At 67.4% G+C, this 20,607-nt stretch carries 21 protein-coding genes; 17 read left to right on the top strand and 4 right to left on the bottom strand.

Annotation, left to right across the window (positions count from 1 at the left end; genetic code table 11):
- Positions 1 to 132 precede the first annotated feature (132 nt).
- The 11 genes from ACMV_RS14355 to ACMV_RS14405 all read left to right on the top strand — a co-directional run bounded on the left by ACMV_RS14355 (position 133) and on the right by ACMV_RS14405 (position 12,378).
- The gene (locus tag ACMV_RS14355) at positions 133 to 1,143 is read left to right on the top strand and encodes a sugar-binding transcriptional regulator (RefSeq protein ID WP_012040146.1); all 1,011 of its coding nucleotides are present in this window, start codon (positions 133 to 135) and stop codon (positions 1,141 to 1,143) included.
- On the top strand, positions 1,140 to 2,576 hold the full coding sequence (locus ACMV_RS14360; RefSeq protein ID WP_012040147.1) for an ABC transporter substrate-binding protein: 1,437 nt from the start codon (positions 1,140 to 1,142) through the stop codon (positions 2,574 to 2,576). Before ACMV_RS14355 ends, ACMV_RS14360 begins: the two co-directional genes overlap by 4 nt.
- Before the next feature lie 73 nt (positions 2,577 to 2,649).
- On the top strand, positions 2,650 to 3,576 hold the full coding sequence (locus tag ACMV_RS14365; RefSeq protein WP_007422614.1) for a carbohydrate ABC transporter permease: 927 nt from the start codon (positions 2,650 to 2,652) through the stop codon (positions 3,574 to 3,576).
- Positions 3,563 to 4,420 carry a carbohydrate ABC transporter permease gene (locus ACMV_RS14370; protein WP_012040148.1) on the top strand — a complete coding sequence of 286 codons (858 nt, stop codon included), beginning with the start codon at positions 3,563 to 3,565 and terminating at the stop codon, positions 4,418 to 4,420. The genes ACMV_RS14365 and ACMV_RS14370 overlap by 14 nt, the downstream gene beginning before the upstream one ends.
- Positions 4,417 to 5,505: an ABC transporter ATP-binding protein gene (locus ACMV_RS14375; protein WP_007422612.1), complete on the top strand. Its 1,089-nt coding sequence runs from the start codon at positions 4,417 to 4,419 to the stop codon at positions 5,503 to 5,505. Before ACMV_RS14370 ends, ACMV_RS14375 begins: the two co-directional genes overlap by 4 nt.
- Positions 5,502 to 6,599, top strand: coding sequence for an ABC transporter ATP-binding protein (locus tag ACMV_RS14380; protein WP_013640888.1), 1,098 nt, complete (start codon positions 5,502 to 5,504; stop codon positions 6,597 to 6,599). Before ACMV_RS14375 ends, ACMV_RS14380 begins: the two co-directional genes overlap by 4 nt.
- Positions 6,596 to 8,158 (top strand): FGGY-family carbohydrate kinase, encoded by a 1,563-nt coding sequence (locus tag ACMV_RS14385; RefSeq protein ID WP_012040149.1) that lies wholly within the window; start codon positions 6,596 to 6,598, stop codon positions 8,156 to 8,158. Before ACMV_RS14380 ends, ACMV_RS14385 begins: the two co-directional genes overlap by 4 nt.
- Positions 8,148 to 9,197, top strand: coding sequence for a 2-hydroxyacid dehydrogenase (locus ACMV_RS14390; protein ID WP_007422609.1), 1,050 nt, complete (start codon positions 8,148 to 8,150; stop codon positions 9,195 to 9,197). Before ACMV_RS14385 ends, ACMV_RS14390 begins: the two co-directional genes overlap by 11 nt.
- A 39-nt stretch (positions 9,198 to 9,236) precedes the next feature.
- Positions 9,237 to 9,905, top strand: a complete 669-nt coding sequence (locus ACMV_RS14395) for a class II aldolase/adducin family protein (RefSeq protein WP_007422608.1) — start codon at positions 9,237 to 9,239, stop codon at positions 9,903 to 9,905.
- Positions 9,902 to 11,389, top strand: a complete 1,488-nt coding sequence (locus ACMV_RS14400; RefSeq protein ID WP_013640889.1) for a glycerol-3-phosphate dehydrogenase — start codon at positions 9,902 to 9,904, stop codon at positions 11,387 to 11,389. The genes ACMV_RS14395 and ACMV_RS14400 overlap by 4 nt, the downstream gene beginning before the upstream one ends.
- Complete coding sequence (locus tag ACMV_RS14405) at positions 11,386 to 12,378, top strand: class II aldolase/adducin family protein (RefSeq protein WP_013640890.1); 993 nt, start codon at positions 11,386 to 11,388, stop codon at positions 12,376 to 12,378. Before ACMV_RS14400 ends, ACMV_RS14405 begins: the two co-directional genes overlap by 4 nt.
- An 8-nt stretch (positions 12,379 to 12,386) precedes the next feature.
- Here the strand turns inward: ACMV_RS14405 and ACMV_RS14410 are convergent, their stop codons facing one another.
- Positions 12,387 to 13,010 (bottom strand): trimeric intracellular cation channel family protein, encoded by a 624-nt coding sequence (locus ACMV_RS14410; RefSeq protein WP_007422638.1) that lies wholly within the window; start codon positions 13,008 to 13,010, stop codon positions 12,387 to 12,389.
- A gap of 162 nt (positions 13,011 to 13,172) precedes the next feature.
- Here ACMV_RS14410 and ACMV_RS14415 point away from each other — a divergent pair, with 162 nt between their 5' ends.
- The 6 genes from ACMV_RS14415 to ACMV_RS14435 all read left to right on the top strand — a co-directional run bounded on the left by ACMV_RS14415 (position 13,173) and on the right by ACMV_RS14435 (position 18,766).
- Positions 13,173 to 14,372, top strand: coding sequence for an acyl-CoA dehydrogenase family protein (locus tag ACMV_RS14415; protein WP_013640891.1), 1,200 nt, complete (start codon positions 13,173 to 13,175; stop codon positions 14,370 to 14,372).
- Positions 14,372 to 15,520 carry a CaiB/BaiF CoA transferase family protein gene (locus tag ACMV_RS14420; protein ID WP_012040154.1) on the top strand — a complete coding sequence of 383 codons (1,149 nt, stop codon included), beginning with the start codon at positions 14,372 to 14,374 and terminating at the stop codon, positions 15,518 to 15,520. The genes ACMV_RS14415 and ACMV_RS14420 overlap by 1 nt, the downstream gene beginning before the upstream one ends.
- Positions 15,517 to 16,374, top strand: a complete 858-nt coding sequence (locus ACMV_RS14425; protein ID WP_013640892.1) for an FAS1-like dehydratase domain-containing protein — start codon at positions 15,517 to 15,519, stop codon at positions 16,372 to 16,374. Before ACMV_RS14420 ends, ACMV_RS14425 begins: the two co-directional genes overlap by 4 nt.
- 374 nt (positions 16,375 to 16,748) lie before the next feature.
- Complete coding sequence (locus ACMV_RS14430; RefSeq protein ID WP_007422634.1) at positions 16,749 to 17,618, top strand: MaoC/PaaZ C-terminal domain-containing protein; 870 nt, start codon at positions 16,749 to 16,751, stop codon at positions 17,616 to 17,618.
- Complete coding sequence (locus ACMV_RS20915) at positions 17,615 to 17,785, top strand: hypothetical protein (RefSeq protein WP_013640893.1); 171 nt, start codon at positions 17,615 to 17,617, stop codon at positions 17,783 to 17,785. The genes ACMV_RS14430 and ACMV_RS20915 overlap by 4 nt, the downstream gene beginning before the upstream one ends.
- A 51-nt stretch (positions 17,786 to 17,836) precedes the next feature.
- Positions 17,837 to 18,766 (top strand): SDR family oxidoreductase, encoded by a 930-nt coding sequence (locus ACMV_RS14435; RefSeq protein ID WP_013640894.1) that lies wholly within the window; start codon positions 17,837 to 17,839, stop codon positions 18,764 to 18,766.
- Positions 18,767 to 18,835: 69 nt separating this feature from the next.
- Here the strand turns inward: ACMV_RS14435 and ACMV_RS14440 are convergent, their stop codons facing one another.
- From ACMV_RS14440 to ACMV_RS14450, 3 genes are read right to left on the bottom strand one after another with little or no spacing between them, the layout of a single operon-like run.
- Positions 18,836 to 19,156 (bottom strand): hypothetical protein, encoded by a 321-nt coding sequence (locus ACMV_RS14440; protein ID WP_013640895.1) that lies wholly within the window; start codon positions 19,154 to 19,156, stop codon positions 18,836 to 18,838.
- Complete coding sequence (locus tag ACMV_RS14445; protein WP_007422631.1) at positions 19,134 to 19,787, bottom strand: hypothetical protein; 654 nt, start codon at positions 19,785 to 19,787, stop codon at positions 19,134 to 19,136. The genes ACMV_RS14440 and ACMV_RS14445 overlap by 23 nt, the downstream gene beginning before the upstream one ends.
- A 39-nt stretch (positions 19,788 to 19,826) precedes the next feature.
- Positions 19,827 to 20,582 (bottom strand): C39 family peptidase, encoded by a 756-nt coding sequence (locus ACMV_RS14450; protein WP_007422630.1) that lies wholly within the window; start codon positions 20,580 to 20,582, stop codon positions 19,827 to 19,829.
- Positions 20,583 to 20,607 lie beyond the last annotated feature (25 nt).

Consider the following 20,607-nt stretch of genomic DNA (forward strand, 5'->3'; position numbering starts at 1 on the left):
CTCAGGATATATCCGGCATTGCACGCGTATACACAATTTCTTGCTGCGTCGCAGCGACGATTTCCGTTGACAACGTCTGTAAACCGAATATTTCTCCGTGTCGATACAAAATTATTCAGGAGAGGAAGCGCGGTGGCACGGTCCAGCCGACGATTGGGCAACGACGATATGGAACTCGCCACACGGGTGGCGTGGCTCTACTACGAGTGCTCGATGACCCAGTCGGAAATCGGTGCCGCGCTGGGTATGCCGCAGACGCGCGTCCAGCGATTGATCGCGCGGGCGATGGCGAGCGGCATTGTCCGTATCTCGATCGGCGGTGCGGTTGCGTCCTGTGTGACGCTCGAGCGGCGGCTTACCGAACGCTACGGGCTCGATTTCTGCCGGGTCGTGCCGACGCCGCCCGACCCCGAGGGGCTTTTTTCCGCACTCGGGCGTGCCGGCGCCGACTATCTCGCCGAAGTATTCGAAACCCGCCGCCACACCGTATTCGGTGTTGGCCACGGACGAACGGTTGCCGCGGCGGTCGATCATCTCGAAGCCGTGCCGTTTCCCGAACTGACCGTGGTCTCCGTGCTCGGTGATGTGCCGCGCCGCGTCGGCACCAACCCGTTCGACGTGGTTCATGCCCTTGCACAGAAGACGGGCGCTGCCGCCTATCTGCCGCCCGTTCCGTTCTATGCCAACACGCCGGAGGACCGCGCCGTGCTGTTTCGTCAGCGCGGCGTCGCCGACGCGTTCCGTCTCGCGGCGGATGCGGGGCTGTTTCTGCTGGGCATCGGCGAGGTCAAGCCATCGGCCTTTCTCGGGATGAGCGGCATGGTGCTCGAAGCTGAATTCGCCGCTGCGCGGCGGGATGGCGCCGTGGCCGAACTGCTCGGCACCTTTTTCGATGCTGCGGGCCAGCGAGTCGAAACCGAATTGCAGGATCGTGTCATCGCCATCGATCCCGAGGTGATGCGCGGCCGCGAAGTGATCGCGATGGCGGGTGGAACTGCCAAGCGCCGCGCGATCGATGCCGCACTGAAGAGCGGCATCGTTACGGCATTCATTACCGATGAAGAAACTGCCTCGGCGCTTGCCGACGACATGTCGTCGCCGGACACCTCCGAGGACCAGACCAGAGAATGGGAGGACCAATGACTGACAAGATCAAGGATCTAGCCGCCGATTTCGTGAACGGCAACATCTCTCGCCGCGATTTCGCGCGGCGTGCGGGCGCGCTCGGCGTCGGTGCCGCTGCCGTGAATTTCGCCCTGGGCGGGGCAGTCACGCAGGCGATGGCCGCGGACTTCAACTGGCAGGCTCACAAGGGCAAGAAGCTGCGCCTGCTTCTCAACAAGCATCCCTATGCCGACGCGATGATCGCCGACCTCGCGCATTTCAAGGCGATGACCGGGATCGATGTGGAGTACGACATCTTTCCGGAAGACGTGTATTTCGACAAGGTGACGGCGGCACTCTCCTCGCATTCGAACCGTTACGACGTGCTGATGACCGGCGCCTACCAGACCTGGCAATATGGCCCGGCGCGATGGCTTGTCGACATGAACGAATACCTCAAGGATTCGTCGAAGACCGCGCCGAATTACGACTTCAACGGCATCATCGAAAATCTCCGCAAGTCCGATGCGTGGTCCGGCAAGCCGGGTGAGGCCCTGGGCAGCAAGAACGCCAAGCAATGGGCGATACCGCTCGGGTTCGAGCTCTACAACATCAGCTACAACAAGCGTATCTTCGACAAGCTCAAGCTGGAGCCGCCGAAGAACCTGCCGGACATGATCGAGATCGGCACGAAGATCACCAAGGATGCCGGCGGCGCCTACGGTGTCTCCGTGCGTGGCAGCCGGTCCTGGGCAACGATCCATCCTGGTTATCTCTCGGCCTACACCAATTACGGCGCGAAGGATTTCGACGTTTCCGCGAAGGGCATGAAATCGGTCGTCAATTCCGCGCAGAGCAAGGAGATGAACAAGCTCTGGGTCGAGATGATCCAGAAATGCGGTCCAAAGAACTGGGCGACCTATACGTGGTACGAAGTCGCGCAGGATCTCGGCGCCGGCCGCTGCGGCATGATCTACGATGCCAATATCATCGGCTTCTTCGAGAACGGTCCCGGCAACAAGGAATCCGGCCATATCGGTTACGCGCCCTTCGTGCCGAATCCGAAGATGGACCACTCCACCTCCAATGTCTGGATATGGTCGCTGGCGATGAGCAGCTTCTCGCACCAGAAGGATGCCGCCTGGTATTTCATCCAGTGGGCGAGCGGCAAGAATTTCGGGATCTTTGGCGGCGTCAAGAAGCAGCTTGTCGATCCCGTGCGTGAAACCACCTGGAAGGATCCCGCCTTCAAGGCGCGGCTCGACAAGAATTATCCAGGCTTCTACAGCGCATTCGAAAAATCGCTACCCGACGCCAAGATCTACTTCACCCCGCAGCCGCTCTTCTTCAATGTCACCACCGAGTGGGCGGCGGCGCTGCAGCGCATGGTCGCCAAGGAGGTCAGCGTTGATGAGGGCCTCGACAAGCTCGCCGCGCATATCGATCACGAAATGAAGAGCGCCGGAATCTGAAGGCGCCGGCGCGGCATGATCACGGCTCCCGTCGTGCCGCGCCACTCCCTATCCTCCAGCGGAACAGAGCTCGATGTCCGAGACCGTCATTGATGGGCAAACGCATCCTGCCCGCGTCACCCGGCGCGGCACGGTGCTGCCCTATCTGCTCAGCCTGCCGGCGCTGCTCGTCTGCATCGGCATTCTCGTCCCGTTTTTCACGGCGGCGTATTACAGCCTGGAAGCCTATAACATGGCGTTTCCGGCCGGCCGGCATTTCGTGGGGATCGGCAACTACATAGATCTCTTCACAAGTTCCGACTTTCTCCACACGATCGCGGTTTCCATGATCTACATGGGCGCCAGCGTCATTCTCGAACTTCTGCTCGGCCTCGGAATCGCGATGCTGCTGCGCGAGCGCACACGCATCAACAATATCATCTCGGTCGCGCTGCTGCTGCCGCTGATGGTGGCGCCGGTCATCGCCTCGCTGATCTGGAAGTTGATGACCAATCCGAATTTCGGGGTCTATGCCTGGATCGTCAACGGACTTGGGTTCACCGGCTTCCGCTGGGCCTCCGACCCGAGCACGGCCATGTTCAGCGTCGTGCTGATCGATATCTGGGTGAACACCCCGTTCATCATGATCCTGTTGCTCGCCGGGCTGCGTTCGCTGCCGACCCAGCCTTTCGAGGCCGCCCGGCTCGATGGCGTGCCCGCGCGCTTCGTCTTCTTCCGGATCACGCTGCCGATGCTGATGCCCTACATCATCACGGCGACGCTCTTCCGCCTGCTGTCGGCCATCCAGGAATTCTCGATCGTTTACGGCATGACGCAGGGTGGGCCTGGCAATGCGCTGATGGTGTTCCAGGTGCGCGCCTATGTCGATTTCTACCAGAACACGAATGTCGGCCGTTCGGCTGCGATCCTGATGGTGCTGTGGGCCATTACCTTCGTGCTCTCCAAGCTCTTCGTCAATCAATGGCACAAGATGCGGGAAAGGAACCATGCCGGTGCATGACCGCTCCCTGCGGCTGCTTCGTGGCGCCGCTCTCACGCTCATCGTCCTGTTCTTCATGTTTCCGATCTTCTGGATCGCGGTCATGTCGTTGCAGACGAATTCGCAGATTCTCTCGCTGCCGCCGAAGCTGGTCTTCAGCCCGACGCTCTCGAACTACATCGCGCTGATCACCGGCCGGCTCAGCACCTCCGTCGGCCAGTTGAACATCGCCTTCATGCACAACCTGTTCAACTCGTTCCTGCTGTCGTCCTGTTCGGTGGTGCTCGCGCTCATCCTCGGCGTTCCCGCCGCCTATGCCTTCGCGCGCTTCAAGTTCCGCCTCGGGGAGGACATGGCCTTCACGCTGCTCTCGCTGAAATTCGCGCCGCCGCTGCTCGTGCTTCTGCCGCTCTCGCTCGAGTTCCAGCAGATCGGCCTCGACAATACCTATGCCGGGCTGATCTGGATCTACCAGCTCATCACCCTGCCGCTGATCCTCTGGATCGTGCGCGGCTATTTCGAGGATGTCAGTCCGGACATCGAGAATGCCTACCGGGTGGACGGCCATTCCTGGTTCCGAGGCTTCGTGAAGATCGCGATCCCGCTGGCGGGGCCGGGCATCGCGGCGGCGGGCCTGCTCTCCTTCATCTTCGCCTGGAACAACTTCATCTTCGCGCTGGTGCTGGCGTCAGGCTCGAAGCAGCCGGTCACGGTCGGGGCGCTCGCCTTCGTCACCGCGTCGGGCATTCAATACGGTCAGATAGCGGCGGCTGTCGTGCTGTCGATCATTCCGACCTTCGCGATCGCGCTTTACGCGCAGCGCTGGCTGGTCGAGGGGCTGAGCCTCGGGGCGGTGAAGGGATGAGCGCGCTCTCGGTTTCAGGATTGTCGGTCCGGTTCGGCACGCACGAGGTGCTCCGCGATGTCGCGCTCGATGTCGCGCCGTCCGAGCGGGTCGTTCTGTTCGGTCCGTCCGGCGTCGGCAAGACGGTGATGCTCCGCGCGATCGCCGGGCTTGAGCCGAATGCGCGCGGTCGTGTGCTGCTACAGGGGCGGGATGTTTCCGATGCCGCACCCGAAGCGCGGCATATCGGCGTCGCCTTCCAGAACTTCGCGCTCTATCCGCACATGTCGGCGCGCGAGAACATCGCGAGTCCGCTGCGGGCGCAGAAGCGCGATGCGGCGGAGATCGCGCGCCGCGTCGACGCGGTGGCGGAATTGCTGCGCATCGGCCATGTGCTCGACCATGCGCCGCGCGCGCTTTCCAACGGGCAGAAACAGCGCACGGCGCTGGCCCGCGCGCTGGTCGGCGAGCCGCGGCTGATCCTGTTCGATGATCCGCTCCGCAACGTCGATGCCAAGCTGCGCTACGAGATGCGGATCGAGCTGCCGCGCCTGCTTGCCGCGCGCGAAACGGCTTCGGTTTATGTGACGCAGGATTTCCGCGAGGCGATGGCGATGGGCGAGCGCGTCGCCGTGCTGCTCGATGGCACAATCGTGCAATGCGCGCCCGCGGCGGAGGTCTATGACAATCCGGCGACGATCGCGGTCGCGCGGCTGTTCGGCGATCCGCCGATGAACCTGATCCCCGCGCGCGGGGTGGCTGCCGGCGGCGGCTGCCGGGTGAACGTCGCGGGTCTCGCTTTCGGTTTTGCCGCGGCATCCCCGGCCGAGCCGGTTTTCGGAGTCCGCCCCGAGGCGGTCACGCTGCACGACGTCGGCAGCCCAGGCCGCGTGCCGGCCCGTGTGCTCGCGGTGACGCCGATGAACGAGCGGCAGATCGTCCTGTTGCGCCTGGCGGACGGCACCGAACTGGTGGCGAGCGAGGCCGCCGCACCCGCCGCGACGGAGCTTCATGTCGGCATCGCCCCCGGGGCGGGCACGCTGTTCGACGCGGCGAGCGGCCTCGCGGTCGCGACATCCCCGGTCGCCGAGGAGGTGAGCGCATGAGTCTCGTTCTCGAAAACGTCGACAAGATCTACGGCGAGGGTTCGCGCCATCCCGTCCACGCCGTCCGCACCATGAATCTCGACATCGCGGACGGCGAGATCATCGCGCTGCTCGGCTCATCCGGCTGCGGCAAGACCTCGACGCTGCGTATGGTTGCCGGGTTCGAAACGGTCAGCCACGGCACGATCAATCTGGCCGGCAGGCGGATCGACACGCTGCCCCCCGCCCGCCGCGGCGTGGCCATGGCGTTCGAGGGCTACGCGCTCTATCCGCCGCTGACCATCGCCGAGAATATCGGCTTTGCCCTTCGCGGCGAACGGCGGGACAAGGCGGCGGTGGAACAGGAAGTGCGCGAGGTGGCCGACCTGCTCGAAATCGGCCCGATCCTCGGCCGCAAGCCAAACGGGCTGTCCGGCGGCCAGCAGCAACGCGCTTCGCTTGCCCGGGCGCTGATCCGCCGCGCCGACCTGCACCTGCTCGACGAGCCGATGGGCCAGCTGGAGCCGCAGTTGCGCGCCGTGCTGCGCGGCCGGGTGAAGGCGCGCATCAAGGAGCGCGGCTACACCGCCGTTCTCGTCACCCACGACCAGGGCGAGGCGAACGCGATGGCGGACCGGATCGCGGTGATGGAAGCCGGCGTGTTGCAGCAGTTCGGCTCGCCGGCGGATCTGCGCGAGCGGCCCGCCAATCTCTTCGTCGGCACCTTTTTCGGTGAGCCGCCGATGAACACGCTGCCGGGCCGCGCGACCGCGCAGGGGTTCGAGGCGCTCGATGAAGCCGGCGCGGTGGCGCTGCGGATTCCCGCGCCACTGCCTCCGGGGATCGAGCCGGGCCGTGACGTGGTGCTGGGCCTCAGGCCCCACCGGCTGCATCTCGGCACCGGGGCGTTCCAGGGCGAGGTCGTCTCGAACCAGTGGCTCGGTGATCAGGCGCATGTCGCGATCGAGGCGGCGGGGCGGATGCTGATCGGCATTCATCCCGAGCGTTTCGGCGCGCGTCTCGGCAGCACCGTGCCCTTCGGTTTCGATCCCGCCGATCTGCATGTGTTCGACAAGGCGAGCGGTATCGCGCTCGCGCATGGAGCCGTGTCATGACAAAGCAGGTGATTGTCGCGCTCGATGCCGGAACCTCGGTGCTCAAGGCCGTTGCCTTCGACATCGAGGGCCGGCCGGTGGCCCTCGAATCAAGGCAGAACCACTATGTCGAGGACGGGCGTGGCGGTGTCGAGCAGGACATGGAGGCGACCTGGGACGCCGCCGCGGCGGTGATCGCCGGCCTCGTCGCCAGGCTCGAAGGCGCCGAGGTGGTCGGCCTCGCGGTCACCGGGCAGGGTGACGGCACCTGGCTGATCGACGCCGCCGGCGCGCCGGTCGGCCCCGCGCTGCTCTGGCTGGATGCGCGGGCGGGCGCGATCATCGAGGATATTCGCGCCGATGCCCGCGGGCGCGCGATCTTCGCCGAATCCGGCACCGGTCCCGCCGCCTGCCAGCAATCCGGCCAGCTTCTGTGGCTGCGCGCGAACCGCCCCGGACAGCTCGCCCGCGCCGCCACCGCCCTGCACTGCAAGGACTGGCTCTATTTCCGCCTCACCGGCACCCGCGCGACCGACCCCTCCGAAGGCTGCTTCACCTTCGGCTCGTGGCGAAGCCGCGCCTATTCCGACACGGTGATCGATGCATTCGGCCTGCGTCCCGAGGCCGGCAAGCTGCCCCCGATCGTCGATGGGGTGACGACGCATCACCCGCTATCCGCCGATGCCGCGGCCCGGCTCGGCATCCCGGCCGGCACGCCGGTCGTGCTCGGCTATGTCGACGTGCTGTGCAGCGCCCTTGGTGCCGGTCTCTACGGGATCGACGCCGATTCCGGCACCTCGATCATCGGCAGCACGGGCATGAACATCCGCCTCGCCGACGATGATTTCGAACGCCCGGCCGATGCGCCGCTGAGCGGCTACCGCATGGTCTTCCCGGTGCCGGGCAAGACGGCGCTGCTGCAATCCACCCTGGCGGCGACGCTGAATATCGACTGGCTGGTCGGCATTGCCGGGCAGGCCCTGCGTCTGGCCGGGCAGGAGCCGGATTCCGCCGCCCTCCTCGCAGCCCTCGATGCCGCGGTGCCTGCGGCCCCACCGGCGGTTGCGGTCTGGCACCCCTACATCTCGGCCGGCGGCGAGCGCGGCCCGTTCACCGATGCGCGGGCGAGGGCGAGCCTCGCCGGCATCGGCCGCGGGCTCGACCTGCCCGGCATGATGCGCAGCATCTATGAAGGCCTCGCCCTCGCGGCGGCGGACTGTTATGCGGCGATCGGCGGCGCGCCCGAGATCATCAGCCTGACCGGCGGCGCGTCGCGCTCGGCGGCGATGCGGCAGATCTTCGCCGCGATGCTCGGCCGCAAGGTGCGAATCGTCAAGGAACACGGCAGCGGGGCGCTGGGGGCGGCGATGATCGCCTCCGTCTCGCTCGGCATCATGCCCGACCTTGCGACTTGCGCGCGCGCCTGGATTGCGCCGTTGCTCGGCGAACCCGAATTGCCCGACCCGGCGCTGATGGCGCGCTACGAGGGGCTACTCCCCATCTATCAGGAGGCCAGACTCGCCAACGCGCCCTTCTGGCACCGGTTTGCTTCGTTCGGAGAGAAATTCCATGGCGGCTGAGAAACGCGACTGCGCCGTGATCGGTGACAATTTCATGCGTCCCGAGATGTTCGCGCGCGCCATCGCGGCGCGCTGCGGCGATGCGCTCGCGCTTCGCTCGATGACGCTGCCCTGGCCGGATGAGCCGATGGAGCATGGCTATGCGAAGCCGGGCATGGACGGGCTGAAGGAATACCAGGGTGATCCGGACGAGATCGCCGCCTTCGTGGGCGATGCGGAAATCCTCGTCACCCATCTCGCCCCGGTTTCCGCGCAGATGCTGGAGCGGATGACGCATCTGCGGCTTATCGCGGTATCGCGCGGCGGGCCGGTCAATATCGACATGGAAGCCGCCCGGTTGCGCCAGATCCGCGTCGTCAACACGCCGGGCCGCAATGCCAGCGCCGTTGCCGAATTCACCATCGGCGCCATCCTCGCGCAGACCCGGCTGATCGGCGCGGGGCACGATTCGCTGCGCCGGCGCGACTGGCGCGGCGATCTCTACCGCGCCGACCTCACCGGCCGCGAGCTGTCGGAAATGACCGTCGGCATCATCGGCTATGGTCAGATCGGCACCCGCGTCGTCCGCCTGCTCAAGCCCTTCGGCTGCCGCATCCTGGTGCATGATCCCTATGTCGGGCTCGCTGCGGCGGATCTTGCCGATGGTGTCGCGCCGGCCTCGCTGGAAACGCTGCTGGCCGAATCGGATGTCGTCACCCTGCATCCGCGGGTGACGGCGGAGACGACCGGGATGATGAACGCCGCCCGCCTCGCGGTCATGAAGCCAGGCGCCTATCTGGTCAACACCGCGCGTGGCCCGCTGCTTGACTATGCGGCGCTCGAGGACGCGCTGCGGCGCGGCCATCTCGCGGGCGCGGCGCTCGACACATTCGGCATCGAACCGGTCCCGGCCGACTGGGGCCTGCTCGACCTGCCGAACGTGACCCTGACGCCGCACATCGCCGGCGCCTCGGTGAAGACCGTAACGATCGCCGCCGAGGCCGCCGCCGAGGAACTGCGCCGCTTTCTCGCCGGCGAGCCGCCGCTCAATCCCTGCTGACGTCCCGTTAACAGACAAAGACTGAAAGGCTCCCCCGACATGAGCGACCTCGACCTTCGCAAGGCCCTGATCTCCGCCTGCCAGCAGATGAACGCGCTGGGCATCAACCAGGGCACGTCCGGCAACATCAGCGTCCGCCACGGCGACACGATGCTGATCTCGCCCTCCGCCACGCCCTATCACCTGATCGAGCCCGACATGATCGCCGCCATGCCGATCGAGGGCGAATACGGCGCCTGGACGGGCAAGCTGAAACCTTCGACCGAATGGCGCTTCCATCTCGACATCATGCGCGCCCGGCCTGAAGTGAACGCGATCGTCCACAGCCACCCCACCTTCGCCACCACGCTCGCCATCGCCCGGCGGGACATCGAGGCCTGCCACTACATGGTCGCGGCCTTTGGCGGGGTCGATGTGCGTTGCGCTCCCTATGCCACGTTCGGCACCAAGGAGCTTTCGGTGCATGCGCTGAAGGCGCTGGAAGGACGCATGGGCTGCCTGCTCGCCAATCACGGCATGATCGTGCTCGGCGAAAATCTCGACAAGGCGATGTGGCGCGCGGTCGAGCTCGAAACCATTTCGCGGCAGTATTACCACGCGCTCGTGCTCGGCAAGCCGCACATCCTCAGCGCCGCCGACATCGACGCAACGCTGGCCCAGTTCTCCGGCTACGGCCTGCAGGATGACGCCGGAGCCGATGCCGCATGAATGCGGACTACGATCTCCTGGTCATCGGCGGCGGCATCAACGGCGCGGGCATTGCCCGCGATGCCGCCGGCCGCGGCCTGAAAACCCTGCTCTGCGAGAAGGGCGATTTCGCCGAGGGCACGTCGTCGCGCTCGGGCAAGCTCGTGCATGGCGGGTTGCGCTATCTCGAATACTACGAGTTCCGCCTGGTGCGCGAGGCGCTGATCGAGCGCGAGGTGCTGCTGCGCGCCGCGCCGCACATCGTCTGGCCGATGCGCTTCGTGCTGCCGCACAGCCCGGAGCAGCGCCCGGCCTGGATGATCCGCCTCGGCCTGTTTCTCTACGATCATCTCGGCGGGCGCGAGAAGCTGCCCGGCACCCGCCCGCTCGACCTGCGCCGCGCGCCCGAGGGCGCGCCGATCCGCGCGGACTACGCCAGGGCCTTCGAATATTCCGATTGCTGGGTCGATGACGCGCGGCTGGTCGTCCTGAACGCGCTCGATGCCGCGGAACGCGGCGCCGCCGTGCGCCCGCGCACCGCGGCCGCCTCGGCCCGGCGCGAGGGCGGGGTCTGGCACGTGACCCTGCGCGCCGCCGATGGCGCGACGGAAGCGGTGACGTCCCGCGTCCTGGTCAACGCCGCTGGTCCGTGGGTTGCCGGAGTCATGCAGGGCGTGATCGGGCTGAACACGCCGGCGAAGGTGCGCCTGGTCAAGGGCAGCCACATCGTCGTCCGCAAGTTCTGGGATGGTCCGCAGGCCTATCTCCTGCAGAACGACGACAAGCGGGTGATCTTCGTCAATCCCTATGAGGACGATCTCTGCCTGATCGGCACGACCGACATTCCCTATGACGGCGCCGCCGAAGATGTCGCGATCGATGCGGCGGAGCGCGCCTATCTGCTGCGCGCCGTCAACCGCTACATGAAGCGGCCGCTCACCGAAGACGATATCGTGGCCGAATTCTCCGGCATCCGCCCGCTATATGACGACAAGGCGGCGAACCCCTCGGCGGTGACGCGCGACTATGTCTTCGATATCGACGAGCAACCGGGCGAGGCGCCTTTGCTGTCGGTGTTCGGCGGCAAGATCACGACCTATCGCAAGCTCGCCGAGCACGCGCTGGAGCGGCTGCAGAAATTCCTCCCCGCGATGCGGGCCCCCTGGACCGGCGCGGCACCGCTGCCGGGCGGCGACATGGAGGGCGCCGATTTCGACCGGTTCCTTGCGGAGTTCCGGCGCGCCAAGCCCTTTCTGCCCGAAACCCTCGCCCATCACTACGCGCGGCTCTACGGCACCCGCGCCACCGACGTGATCGGTGCTGCGGGTGATCTTGCCGGCCTCGGCCGGCATTTCGGCGGGCTGTTCTACGAATGCGAGGCCGATTATCTGCGCCGCGCCGAATGGGCGCGCGAGGCGGACGACTATCTGGATCGCCGCACCAAGCATGGTCTGCACATGACCACCGCCGAGCGCGAGGCCTTCGCCGCCTGGGTGGCGGCATGAGCGCGGCGCCCGGCCGGGACGATCCGGCGCTTGCCGAACTCGTCGCCGCCTCGGCGCGGATCGGCGCCGATCCGCTGCTGGTGCAGGCCGCCGGCGGCAACACCTCGATCAAGCTCGGCGGGGCGATGTGGATCAAGGCTTCCGGCCAGTGGCTGGCGGATGCCGCTCGGCAGGACGTGATGGTGCCGGTCGATTTCGTTGCGCTGCGCGCAGCCTATGGCGAGGGTGGCGATGTCGAGAATGCGAAACGCTTCCTGATCGGCGGCGGTGTGCTGCGCCCCTCGATCGAGACGGCGATGCACGCGATGATGCCGCACCGGGTGGTTCTGCACGTCCATTGCGTTGCGACCATCGCGGCGGCCGTGCGCGCCGATGCCGAAGCCCGGCTCGCCGGCGCGCTCGCGGGGCTCGACTGGGGCTTCGTCCCCTATGTCCGCCCTGGCCAGCCGCTGGCCGATGGCGTGATGGCGCGGCCCGGCCGTGCCATCTATGTATTCGGCAATCACGGGCTGACCGTCGGTGCGGAAACGGTCGATGGTGCCGTGGCGTTGATCGAGACCGTGCGCGCCCGGCTCGCCGCCGCGGCGCGCCCGCTCGCGCCCGCCGATGACGCCGCCCTCGCGCGCGCCGCGGCAGGCTCCGGCTACGAAGCCGCGCCGCCCGAGATCGCCACGCTCGGCGCCGACCCGGCAAGTCTCGCCGTCGCCCGCGCCGGCTCGCTCTACCCCGACCATGTCATCTTCCTCGGCCCAGGCGTGCCGGAGCGGGTCGAAACCGGCGCACCGCTCGTGCTCGTGCCCGGCGCGGGCGCGCTGCTGCGGCGCGATGCCTCGGCCTCCGCCCGGGCAATGGCCCGCTGCATCGCCGATGTCGCCCGCCTCGTGCCGGCAGGTGCGGCGTTGAGCGTGCTGAGCGCCGACGAGGAGGCCGCGCTGCTCGGCTGGGAGGCGGAAGCCTATCGCAAGACATTGCAGCGCCCGGCATCCTGAGCCTGGCGTCAGCGCGCCGCCGGCAGCCGCCAGCCCCGATAGATCGCCATCATCCGCAGAAACACGCAGAGCGCGAGCCCGCTCCAGGCGGCAAGCGGCTGGGCGATGCCAAGGGCAGCGCCGGCCACCACCACCAGCGCGCCGGCCAGGGCGGCGACGGCGTAGATATCGGCGTGCAGCACGGTCGGCACCCGCATGGTCAGCACGTCGCGCACCATGCCGCCGCCGATCGCGCTGACCATGCCGAGAATCGCCGCCATCGGCCAGTTGATTCCGTAGTCCAGCGCCTTTTGCGTTCCGGCCACCGCGAACACGCCGAGCCCGATCGCATCGAAGAACAGCACCGGATGCGATAGCCGCCTGAACAGGCCGAAACAGGCGAACACGAACAGCCCGCCGGCCAGCGCCAGGGCAAGATTGTGCCAGCTCGCCACCGATTCCGGCGGCACCGCGCCGATCATGACGTCGCGCAGGATGCCGCCGGAAACCGCGGTGACATAGGCGAGCACCAGAACGCCGAACACGTCCATCCGCTCCTGCACGCCGCGCGCCGCCCCGCTCATCGCGAAGACCAGCGTGCCGGTCATGTCGAGCCCGGCCACCAGCGGATGCACGATCCCCCCCGGGCTCACGCGCGGGATCCGGGAGCAGGGCGGAAGCGGCAGGAGGGGCGAGGAATCACGTTGGCACCGGCGGACGTTAGGATGGAAATGGCGGCAGACTTAGCTATTTTCAGATCGGGATACCATGGTCCATGGTGCAGCCCGCTGCATAGCCCACCGTGGAGGAAGCATTTGACCCGTCCGTCTGCCGGCCCCGCCGATCATCCAGAGACCGTCTCCGGCGACGACCCGCACGCCGCCATCCGTGCCGAAGTGGCGCGGCTCTGCGCCGGCTTTCCCGGCGCCTACTGGCGCGAGCTCGACCGTGAGGGGACATATCCCGAAGCCTTCGTCCGCGCCCTGGCGGAGGGCGGCTGGCTCGCCGCGCTGATCCCCGAGGAATATGGCGGCTCCGGCCTCGGCCTGTCCGCCGCCGCGGCGATCCTCGAGGAGGTGCAGCATGCCGGCTGCAACGGCGCGGCGTGCCATGCGCAGATGTATATCATGGGCGCGCTGTTGCGGCATGGCAGCGAGGCGCAGAAGGCGCGCTACCTGCCGCAGATCGCCCGCGGCGAACTGCGGCTGCAGGCCTTCGGCGTGACGGAGCCGACCAGCGGCACCGACACCACGGCGCTGCGCACCACCGCCCGGCGCGAGGGCGACCATTATGTCGTCAACGGCCAGAAGATCTGGACCTCGCGCGCCGAATATTCCGATCTGATGCTGCTGCTCGCCCGCACCACGCCGCGCGAGCAGGCGCAGAAACGCACCGACGGGCTTTCGGTCTTCCTGCTCGACATGCGCGAGGCGCGGCAGGCGGGCCTGACCATCCGGCCGATCCGCACGATGATGAATCATGCGACGACCGAAGTGTTTTTCGACAATGTCCGCGTGCCGGCGGAAAACCTGATCGGCGAGGAAGGCAGGGGCTTCCGCTACATCCTCTCCGGCATGAATGCCGAGCGCATCCTGATCGGCGCCGAATGCATCGGCGACGCCAAGTGGTTCATCGACAAGGCGACCGCCTACGCGAAGGAACGCGTTGTCTTCGGACGGCCGATCGGCCAGAATCAGGGCGTGCAGTTCCCGATCGCCAAAGCCTATGCGCGGATGCGCGCGGCGGAACTGATGGTCCATCGCGCCGCCGCGCTGTTCGAGGCGGGACAGAACTGCGGAGCCGAAGCCAACATGGCCAAGATGCTCGCCGCCGAAGCCTCGTGGGAGGCGGCGGAAGTCTGCGTTCAGACGCACGGGGGCTTCGGCTTTGCCGAGGAATACGATGTCGAGCGGAAGTTCCGCGAAACCCGCCTCTACCAGGTCGCGCCGGTTTCGACGAACCTGATCCTTTCCTATCTCGCCGAACATGTGCTCGGCCTGCCGAGGTCCTACTGATGCCGGACCTGCCGCTCGCGGGCCTGCTCGTCGTCGCCATCGAGCAGGCCGTCGCCGCCCCGTTCTGCACGTCGCGCCTCGCCGATGCCGGGGCGCGGGTGATCAAGATCGAGCGGCCGGAAGGTGATTTCGCCCGTTTCTACGACGAGGCCACGCCCGCCGGCAGCTCCTATTTCGCCTGGCTCAACCGCGGCAAGGAATCCGTGGCGCTCGATCTGCGGCAACCGGCGGCGGTGAACCAACTCGCCGCCCTGATCGCCCGGGCCGACGTGCTCGTGCAGAACCTGAAACCCGGCGCGCTCGACCGGCTCGGCCTGCCGGTCGAGACATTGCGGCGCCGCCATCCGCGCCTGATCTGCTGCTCGATCACCGGCTACGGCGATGACGGCCCGCTCGCCGACCGCAAGGCATACGACTTGCTGATCCAGGCTGAATCCGGCCTCGCCTCGATCACCGGCGGGCCGGGCGAGCCGGCGCGGGTCGGCATTTCGGTGGTCGACATCTCGACCGGTGCCACCGCGCACGCCGCGATCCTCGAAGCGCTGATCGCCCGAGGCCGGACCGGCGAGGGGGCCGATATCCGGATCTCGATGTTCGACGTGATGGCTGACTGGCTGGCTGTGCCTCTGCTCAACACCGAGGCCGGAAACCCGCCCCGGCGCGTCGGGCTCGCCCATCCCTCGATCGCGCCCTATGGCGTTTTTGCTGCCAAGGATGGCCGGCAGCTGCTGATCTCGATCCAGAGTGAGCGCGAATGGCGCGTCTTCTGCCGCGACGTGCTGCTGATGCCGGACATGCCGCAGGACCCCCGCTTCGCCGACAACGTCGCGCGGGTGCGGCACCGGCACGACACCGATGCGGCGGTGGGCGCGGTCTTCGCAGCGCTGCCGGCGGCGGCGCTGATCGCGCGGCTGACGGAGGCCGGCATCGCCTTCGCCGAACTGAATGACATGGCCGCCCTCGTCCGCCATCCTCATCTGCGCCGCATCGCGGTCGGCAGCGCCGCGGGGCCGGTGTCGCTGCCCGCGCCGGCGCCGATCCTGCGCGGCGCGGCGCGCGATTACGGCCCGATCCCCGCGATCGGCGAGCACACGGAGACAGTTCTCGCCGAATTCGGATTGTCCCCGCCTCCGGAGCCCGCGCCATGACGATGACGCTCGATATCGATCACCTCAAATCCTGGATCGGCCGCACCGAAACCGCGCGCGATGTCGTCGCCCCCCGCCTCGTCCGCGAATTCGCCGCGACATTCGACCGCGACGATCCCGCGCCCCGCGCCGGCGATCCCGCGCCGCTCGCAATCCATTGGTGCCTCGCCCCGCCCACCGCGATCACCGCCGCCCTCGGGCCGGATGGTCACCCCGCGCGCGGCGGCTTCCTGCCGCCCGTGCCGCTGCCGCGCCGGATGTGGGCCGGCGGCACCTTGCGCTTCGCCGACCGGCTGCGCGTGGGCGACGAGGTGGAGCGCCGCTCGCGCATCGCGGATGTCGTGGTCAAGGAGGGGCGCGCCGGCCCGCTCTGCTTCGTCGCCGTCGATCACGAGATCGTCTCGCCACGCGGCCTCGCCCTGACCGAACGGCACGACATCGTCTACCGCGCGGCAGCGGGCGGTGGTGCGCCACCTGCCGAACCCGTGCCGCTGGGCCCGCCGCCGGAGGATGCCGAATGGCATCGCGACATGCAGGCCGGCCCGGTGACGCTGTTCCGCTATTCGGCGCTCACCTTCAACGGCCATCGCATCCACTACGACCGATCCTACGCGCGCGAGGCGGAATCGTATCCCGGCCTGATCGTCCACGGCCCGCTGCAGGCCACGCTGCTGCTCGACTTCGCCGCAGAGATTGGCGGCGCCGCGCCACGGCATTTCACGTTTCGCGGCCTCAGCCCGCTGTTCGACTTCATGCCCTTCCGGCTCGTCGCGCGGCGGGCCGGCACGGGCCTCGCGCTGCGGACCGAAACCGGCACGGGCACAAGCACGATGGAAGCATCCGCCGACTGGTAAAGCGGTCATGCGACATGCTCCGCATGGCCGCGACGTGCGGGAAGCAGCGTCGCGCCGAACAGCATGGGCAACCGAAGCTCCGGCGCCATTCCGATTGTCATTCATGAGTTCGGATGCTATCCGGAATGGAATCTACCTCGAAGAGGTTCACAGCCCATGAACGTTCCGGTGCCGTCAGGATCGCGTGCGGCATACGACGGCCTGGACGAGCGCGGCCTGATCGCTGACGCGCGGTCGTTGCGGACGTAAATCGACATGCGCCGGCCATTTCTAACATTCGGGAACCTTGCGCTGCTTGCCCGTGCATGCCGGAATGCTGCCGGACATCCGGTTTGCCCCGAGCCTGCAGGTTTCGGTGAACCTGAGGAGGAATTGTGACAATCGATCCCGAATTGCTGCTGAATTTTCCGATCCCCGATATCAGGCAACGCGTTACGCCCCGTGACGTCGCGTTTTATGCGTTGTCGGTCGGCATGGCGCAGGATCCGACCGATCCGCGCCAGCTCGACTTTGTCGATCAACACCGCCAGCTGCACGCTCTGCCCTGGATGGCGCTCGTGCTGGGGCATCCGGGATTCTGGCTGACCGATCCGCGCATCGGGGTCGACGCGGTCCGTCTCGTGCATGGGGAACAGGCGCTCGAGCAGCATTTGCCGCTGCCCGTCGAGGGCGAGATCGTCGGGCGCACACGGGTGACCGGCCTGGTCGACAAGGGGGCCGGCCGCGGCGCGTTGCTCTACATGGAAAAGCAGGTTCTGGATGCGGCGAGTGGCGCGCTCTACGCCACGGCTCGCAGCACCACGTTCCTGCGCGGCGACGGCGGTTTTGGTGGCCCCACCGGCCCGGTGCGGCGGCCGCCGCCGGTGCCGGGCGGCCCGCCGGATTTCGTCGTCGAACTGCCGACCCGGCCGGAACAGGCGCTGTTCTATCGCCTCAACGGCGACGACAATCCCCTGCATGCCGACCCCGCCGTGGCCGCGGCCGCCGGTTTCGAGCGGCCGATCCTGCATGGGTTGTGCACCCTCGGCGTGGTCGCGCATGCGCTGCTGCGGACCCTCGGCGATTACGATGCGACCCGCTTCCGCGAGCTCCAGCTCCGCTTCACCGCCCCCGTCCTGCCCGGCGAGACGATCCGCACCGAGATCTGGCGCGATGGATCGTTCCGCGCCCGCGTGGCCGAGCGCAATGTCATGATCGTCAACCACGGTCTCGCGCGATTTGCCGAGGCTGGCGCGTCGCCGTGACTCGCGCCGTCGCCCCGCCGCGCGAGAAGATCCTCGACGGCTCGTCGCTCATGCCGACGCTCGCCTGGAAGGCCGGCATGCAGGCTGCGCAGCTTCTCGGCGCCGATCATCGCGAGGGCCGCGCAGCCTTCTTCGCAAAGAGGGCGGCGGCATTCCGCGGTGAATAGACGATCCGGCCCGCCATTCCGCGGCGGTCGCCGGTGACGCGCAAGAGGACCATGAACGAGATGCACGCAGCGCCGATGTTGGAAGGCCGGGTCGCCATCGTCACGGGGGCGGGCAGCGGTATCGGCCGCGCCGTTGCAGTCGCGATGGCCGCCGCCGGCGCCGCTGTGGTGATCGCGGATATCGGCGTCTCGCTGGCCGGCGAAGGCGGCTCCTCGGTTCCGGCCGAGCAGACGAAGCTGATCATCGAGGCGGGCGGCGGCCGTGCCGTCGTCTGTGGCGAGACGGTCAGCCGTTGGGACTCTGCCCGCCGCATCGTCGAGACCGCGTTCGACGCTTTCGGTCGCCTCGACATCGTGGTCAATAACGCCGGAATCCTGCGCGATGCAATCTTCCACCGAATGACGCCGGAGGACTGGCTTTCGGTGGTCGGCGTTCACCTGAACGGCAGCTTCTTCGTCAGCCGTGCCGCCGCCGAACATTTCCGCCGCCAGGAATCCGGCGCCTTCGTGCACATGACCGGCACGTCAGGGCTGATCGGCAATGCCGGTCAGGCGAACTATGCGGCGGCGAAGCTCGGCATTGTCGGCCTGTCGCGGTCGATCGCGATCGACATGCAACGTTACAATGTCCGTTCCAATGCCGTTGCGCCTTTCGCCTGGACGCGCGCGGCCAGCGCGTTCCGCGCCGAAACGGAGGATGACAGGGCTCGCATGGCACGCCTTCAGCAAATCAATCCCGAGCATAATGCGCCGCTCGCCGTCTTTCTCGCCTCGGACGCGGCACGCGACGTGACCGGCCAGGTTTTCACCATCCGCCGGAACGAGATCTTCGTGATGAGCCAGAGCCGGCCATTGCGCTCCGTGCAGCGCGATGGCGGATGGACGCCGGAACTGCTCCGCGATCATGCATTTCCCGCGCTGCGTTCGTCGCTGACGCCGCTGGAGCGCAGCCACGACGTGTTTTCCTGGGAGCCGGTCTGACGAGCGACAGCGCGCCGGAAGGCATGGCGCACTCGCGCGCTTTCCGATCCTGCCGGATCGGATGACGCTCTAACGGCCGTTGAGCGTGATCGTGACCTGGCCGGCCGGCAGACCGAGATCGCCGGGCTTGGCGGTCAGCTCGTCCCAGAGCGCAACCCGGCCGCGGTCCGGCACGCGGATGACCACCGGCGGGGAGGCGATCCCTGTGCCGGTGGTACGGGCCAGTGCCGCATCAGGCAGGGCAACCAGCCGTAGCCCGGCGAAATCTCCCGGCTGCGGGGCCGCGGGGCCGGCCGCATATGAAGGCCCCGCAGCCCACAGCGCGATGCCGCAGCCGAGCAGAAGGGCGGTCGCGCGCCGCGCTACGCTAACGGAGATTGCGCGTCGCATCGGTCATGGCCTGGGATATCATCATGGCATGCGCCTGGCCGGTCAGCAGCGTGGACATGCCGGTCGTGCCGATATCCACCGCGATCTGGTTCTGAATCAGCGCATTGTTCGCCGTATTGGCGATGATGGTGGCGATGCCGCTTGAGGAGAAGGTGGTCGCGACATTGGTGCCGCCGACATTCGAGACGCTGTGCACCAGGGCCGCCGGGGAAGTCATGGTCGGGGCGGGAAGGGGCGTCGGAACAGACGGGGTGGCAGTGTTGGGAGCGGGCGGCGTCGGCGGGGCCGAACCCGTCGCGCCGACCGATGGCGTCGTGGTCGTCGCGATCGAGGGCAGCGAAAGTGCCGCGGTCGCCGGGCCGAACGCGAGATGGATTTGCGGGATCGCCACGGCGGCGATGACCGTGCCGTTCACGGTGGTCACCTGCCGGTAGGCGAAGTCGACCGTCAGTTGCGGCGTCAGGTCGAATCCGCCGCGGATCGAGGCAAGGCGCGCATCGCTCAGCGCCGCGCCGGCCCCGAGCGCCGCGAATGGCCCCGCGGCCTGCGCCGATGCCGCGCCCCCGGCCGTGAAGGCCCCGAGCAGCGCGGCACTGCGGAGAATACGCGAAATCGCGGAACGATCGGTCATGGTCATGGTCCTTTCGTGGGCGTCATGCCGCGAGCCGCTTCAGAAGCGGTTCGCGATCGGGATCGTCACCTCCTGCAGCCTGGCGAGGCTCAGCGCATAGCGCGCGATCTCGGTCGGCGCCGGAGGGCTCCCCTGCCAGAGCGACGGATCGTTGAAGTTCTTCTGTGCGATCTCCGCCTGGCTGAGGATGAGGAAGAAGATGCCGCTCCATTGCTTGCGGAATCGCGCGACGCTCTCCGATCGCAGGCCGACCGCCGGATCGGAGAGCAGCACGCGGCCTTCCGCGATACTGCGGACAACGACGAAATGATGGTAGCCATGGTCGTTGATCAGCACGATCGCCGGCACATGCAGCCCTGCGAGCTTCGAGAGCGGCGCGTCGAACCCGCCGGAGGGAATGCCCTCGCGCGCGAGATAGGTCTTCATGTCGAGCAGCGAGAAGCCGTATCGCTCGATCGCCTCGCGATTGCCGTTCCGGAACATGGAGAGGAAGACCTTCTTCTCCGTCACCGGCCGATGATAGGCATAGGTCAGAAGCGTTGCGAGCGCCGCCGATCCGCAGGAAAAATCATAGGCCTGGTGAATCGTCTGGCTGAACCGCATCGACTCGAAACTCTGGATCGGCATGTTGACGCTGCCGGCACCGAGGCTCAGTCCGTTGATCGGAAAATTGCCCGCGGCCGCCGGCCCGGCAATCCCGCAGGCGAGGCAGAGGGCTGCCAGAATGGCGCGGCATCCCGGCGCATGCGTGCCGGAAAGCCTGGTCCGGTCGCGAGGCTGAGGGGTCTGCGTCATCGTCGTCCCTCTCGGAAATTGCGCC

The organism is Acidiphilium multivorum AIU301, from assembly GCF_000202835.1.
GTDB classification, from domain to species: Bacteria; Pseudomonadota; Alphaproteobacteria; order Acetobacterales; family Acetobacteraceae; genus Acidiphilium; species Acidiphilium multivorum.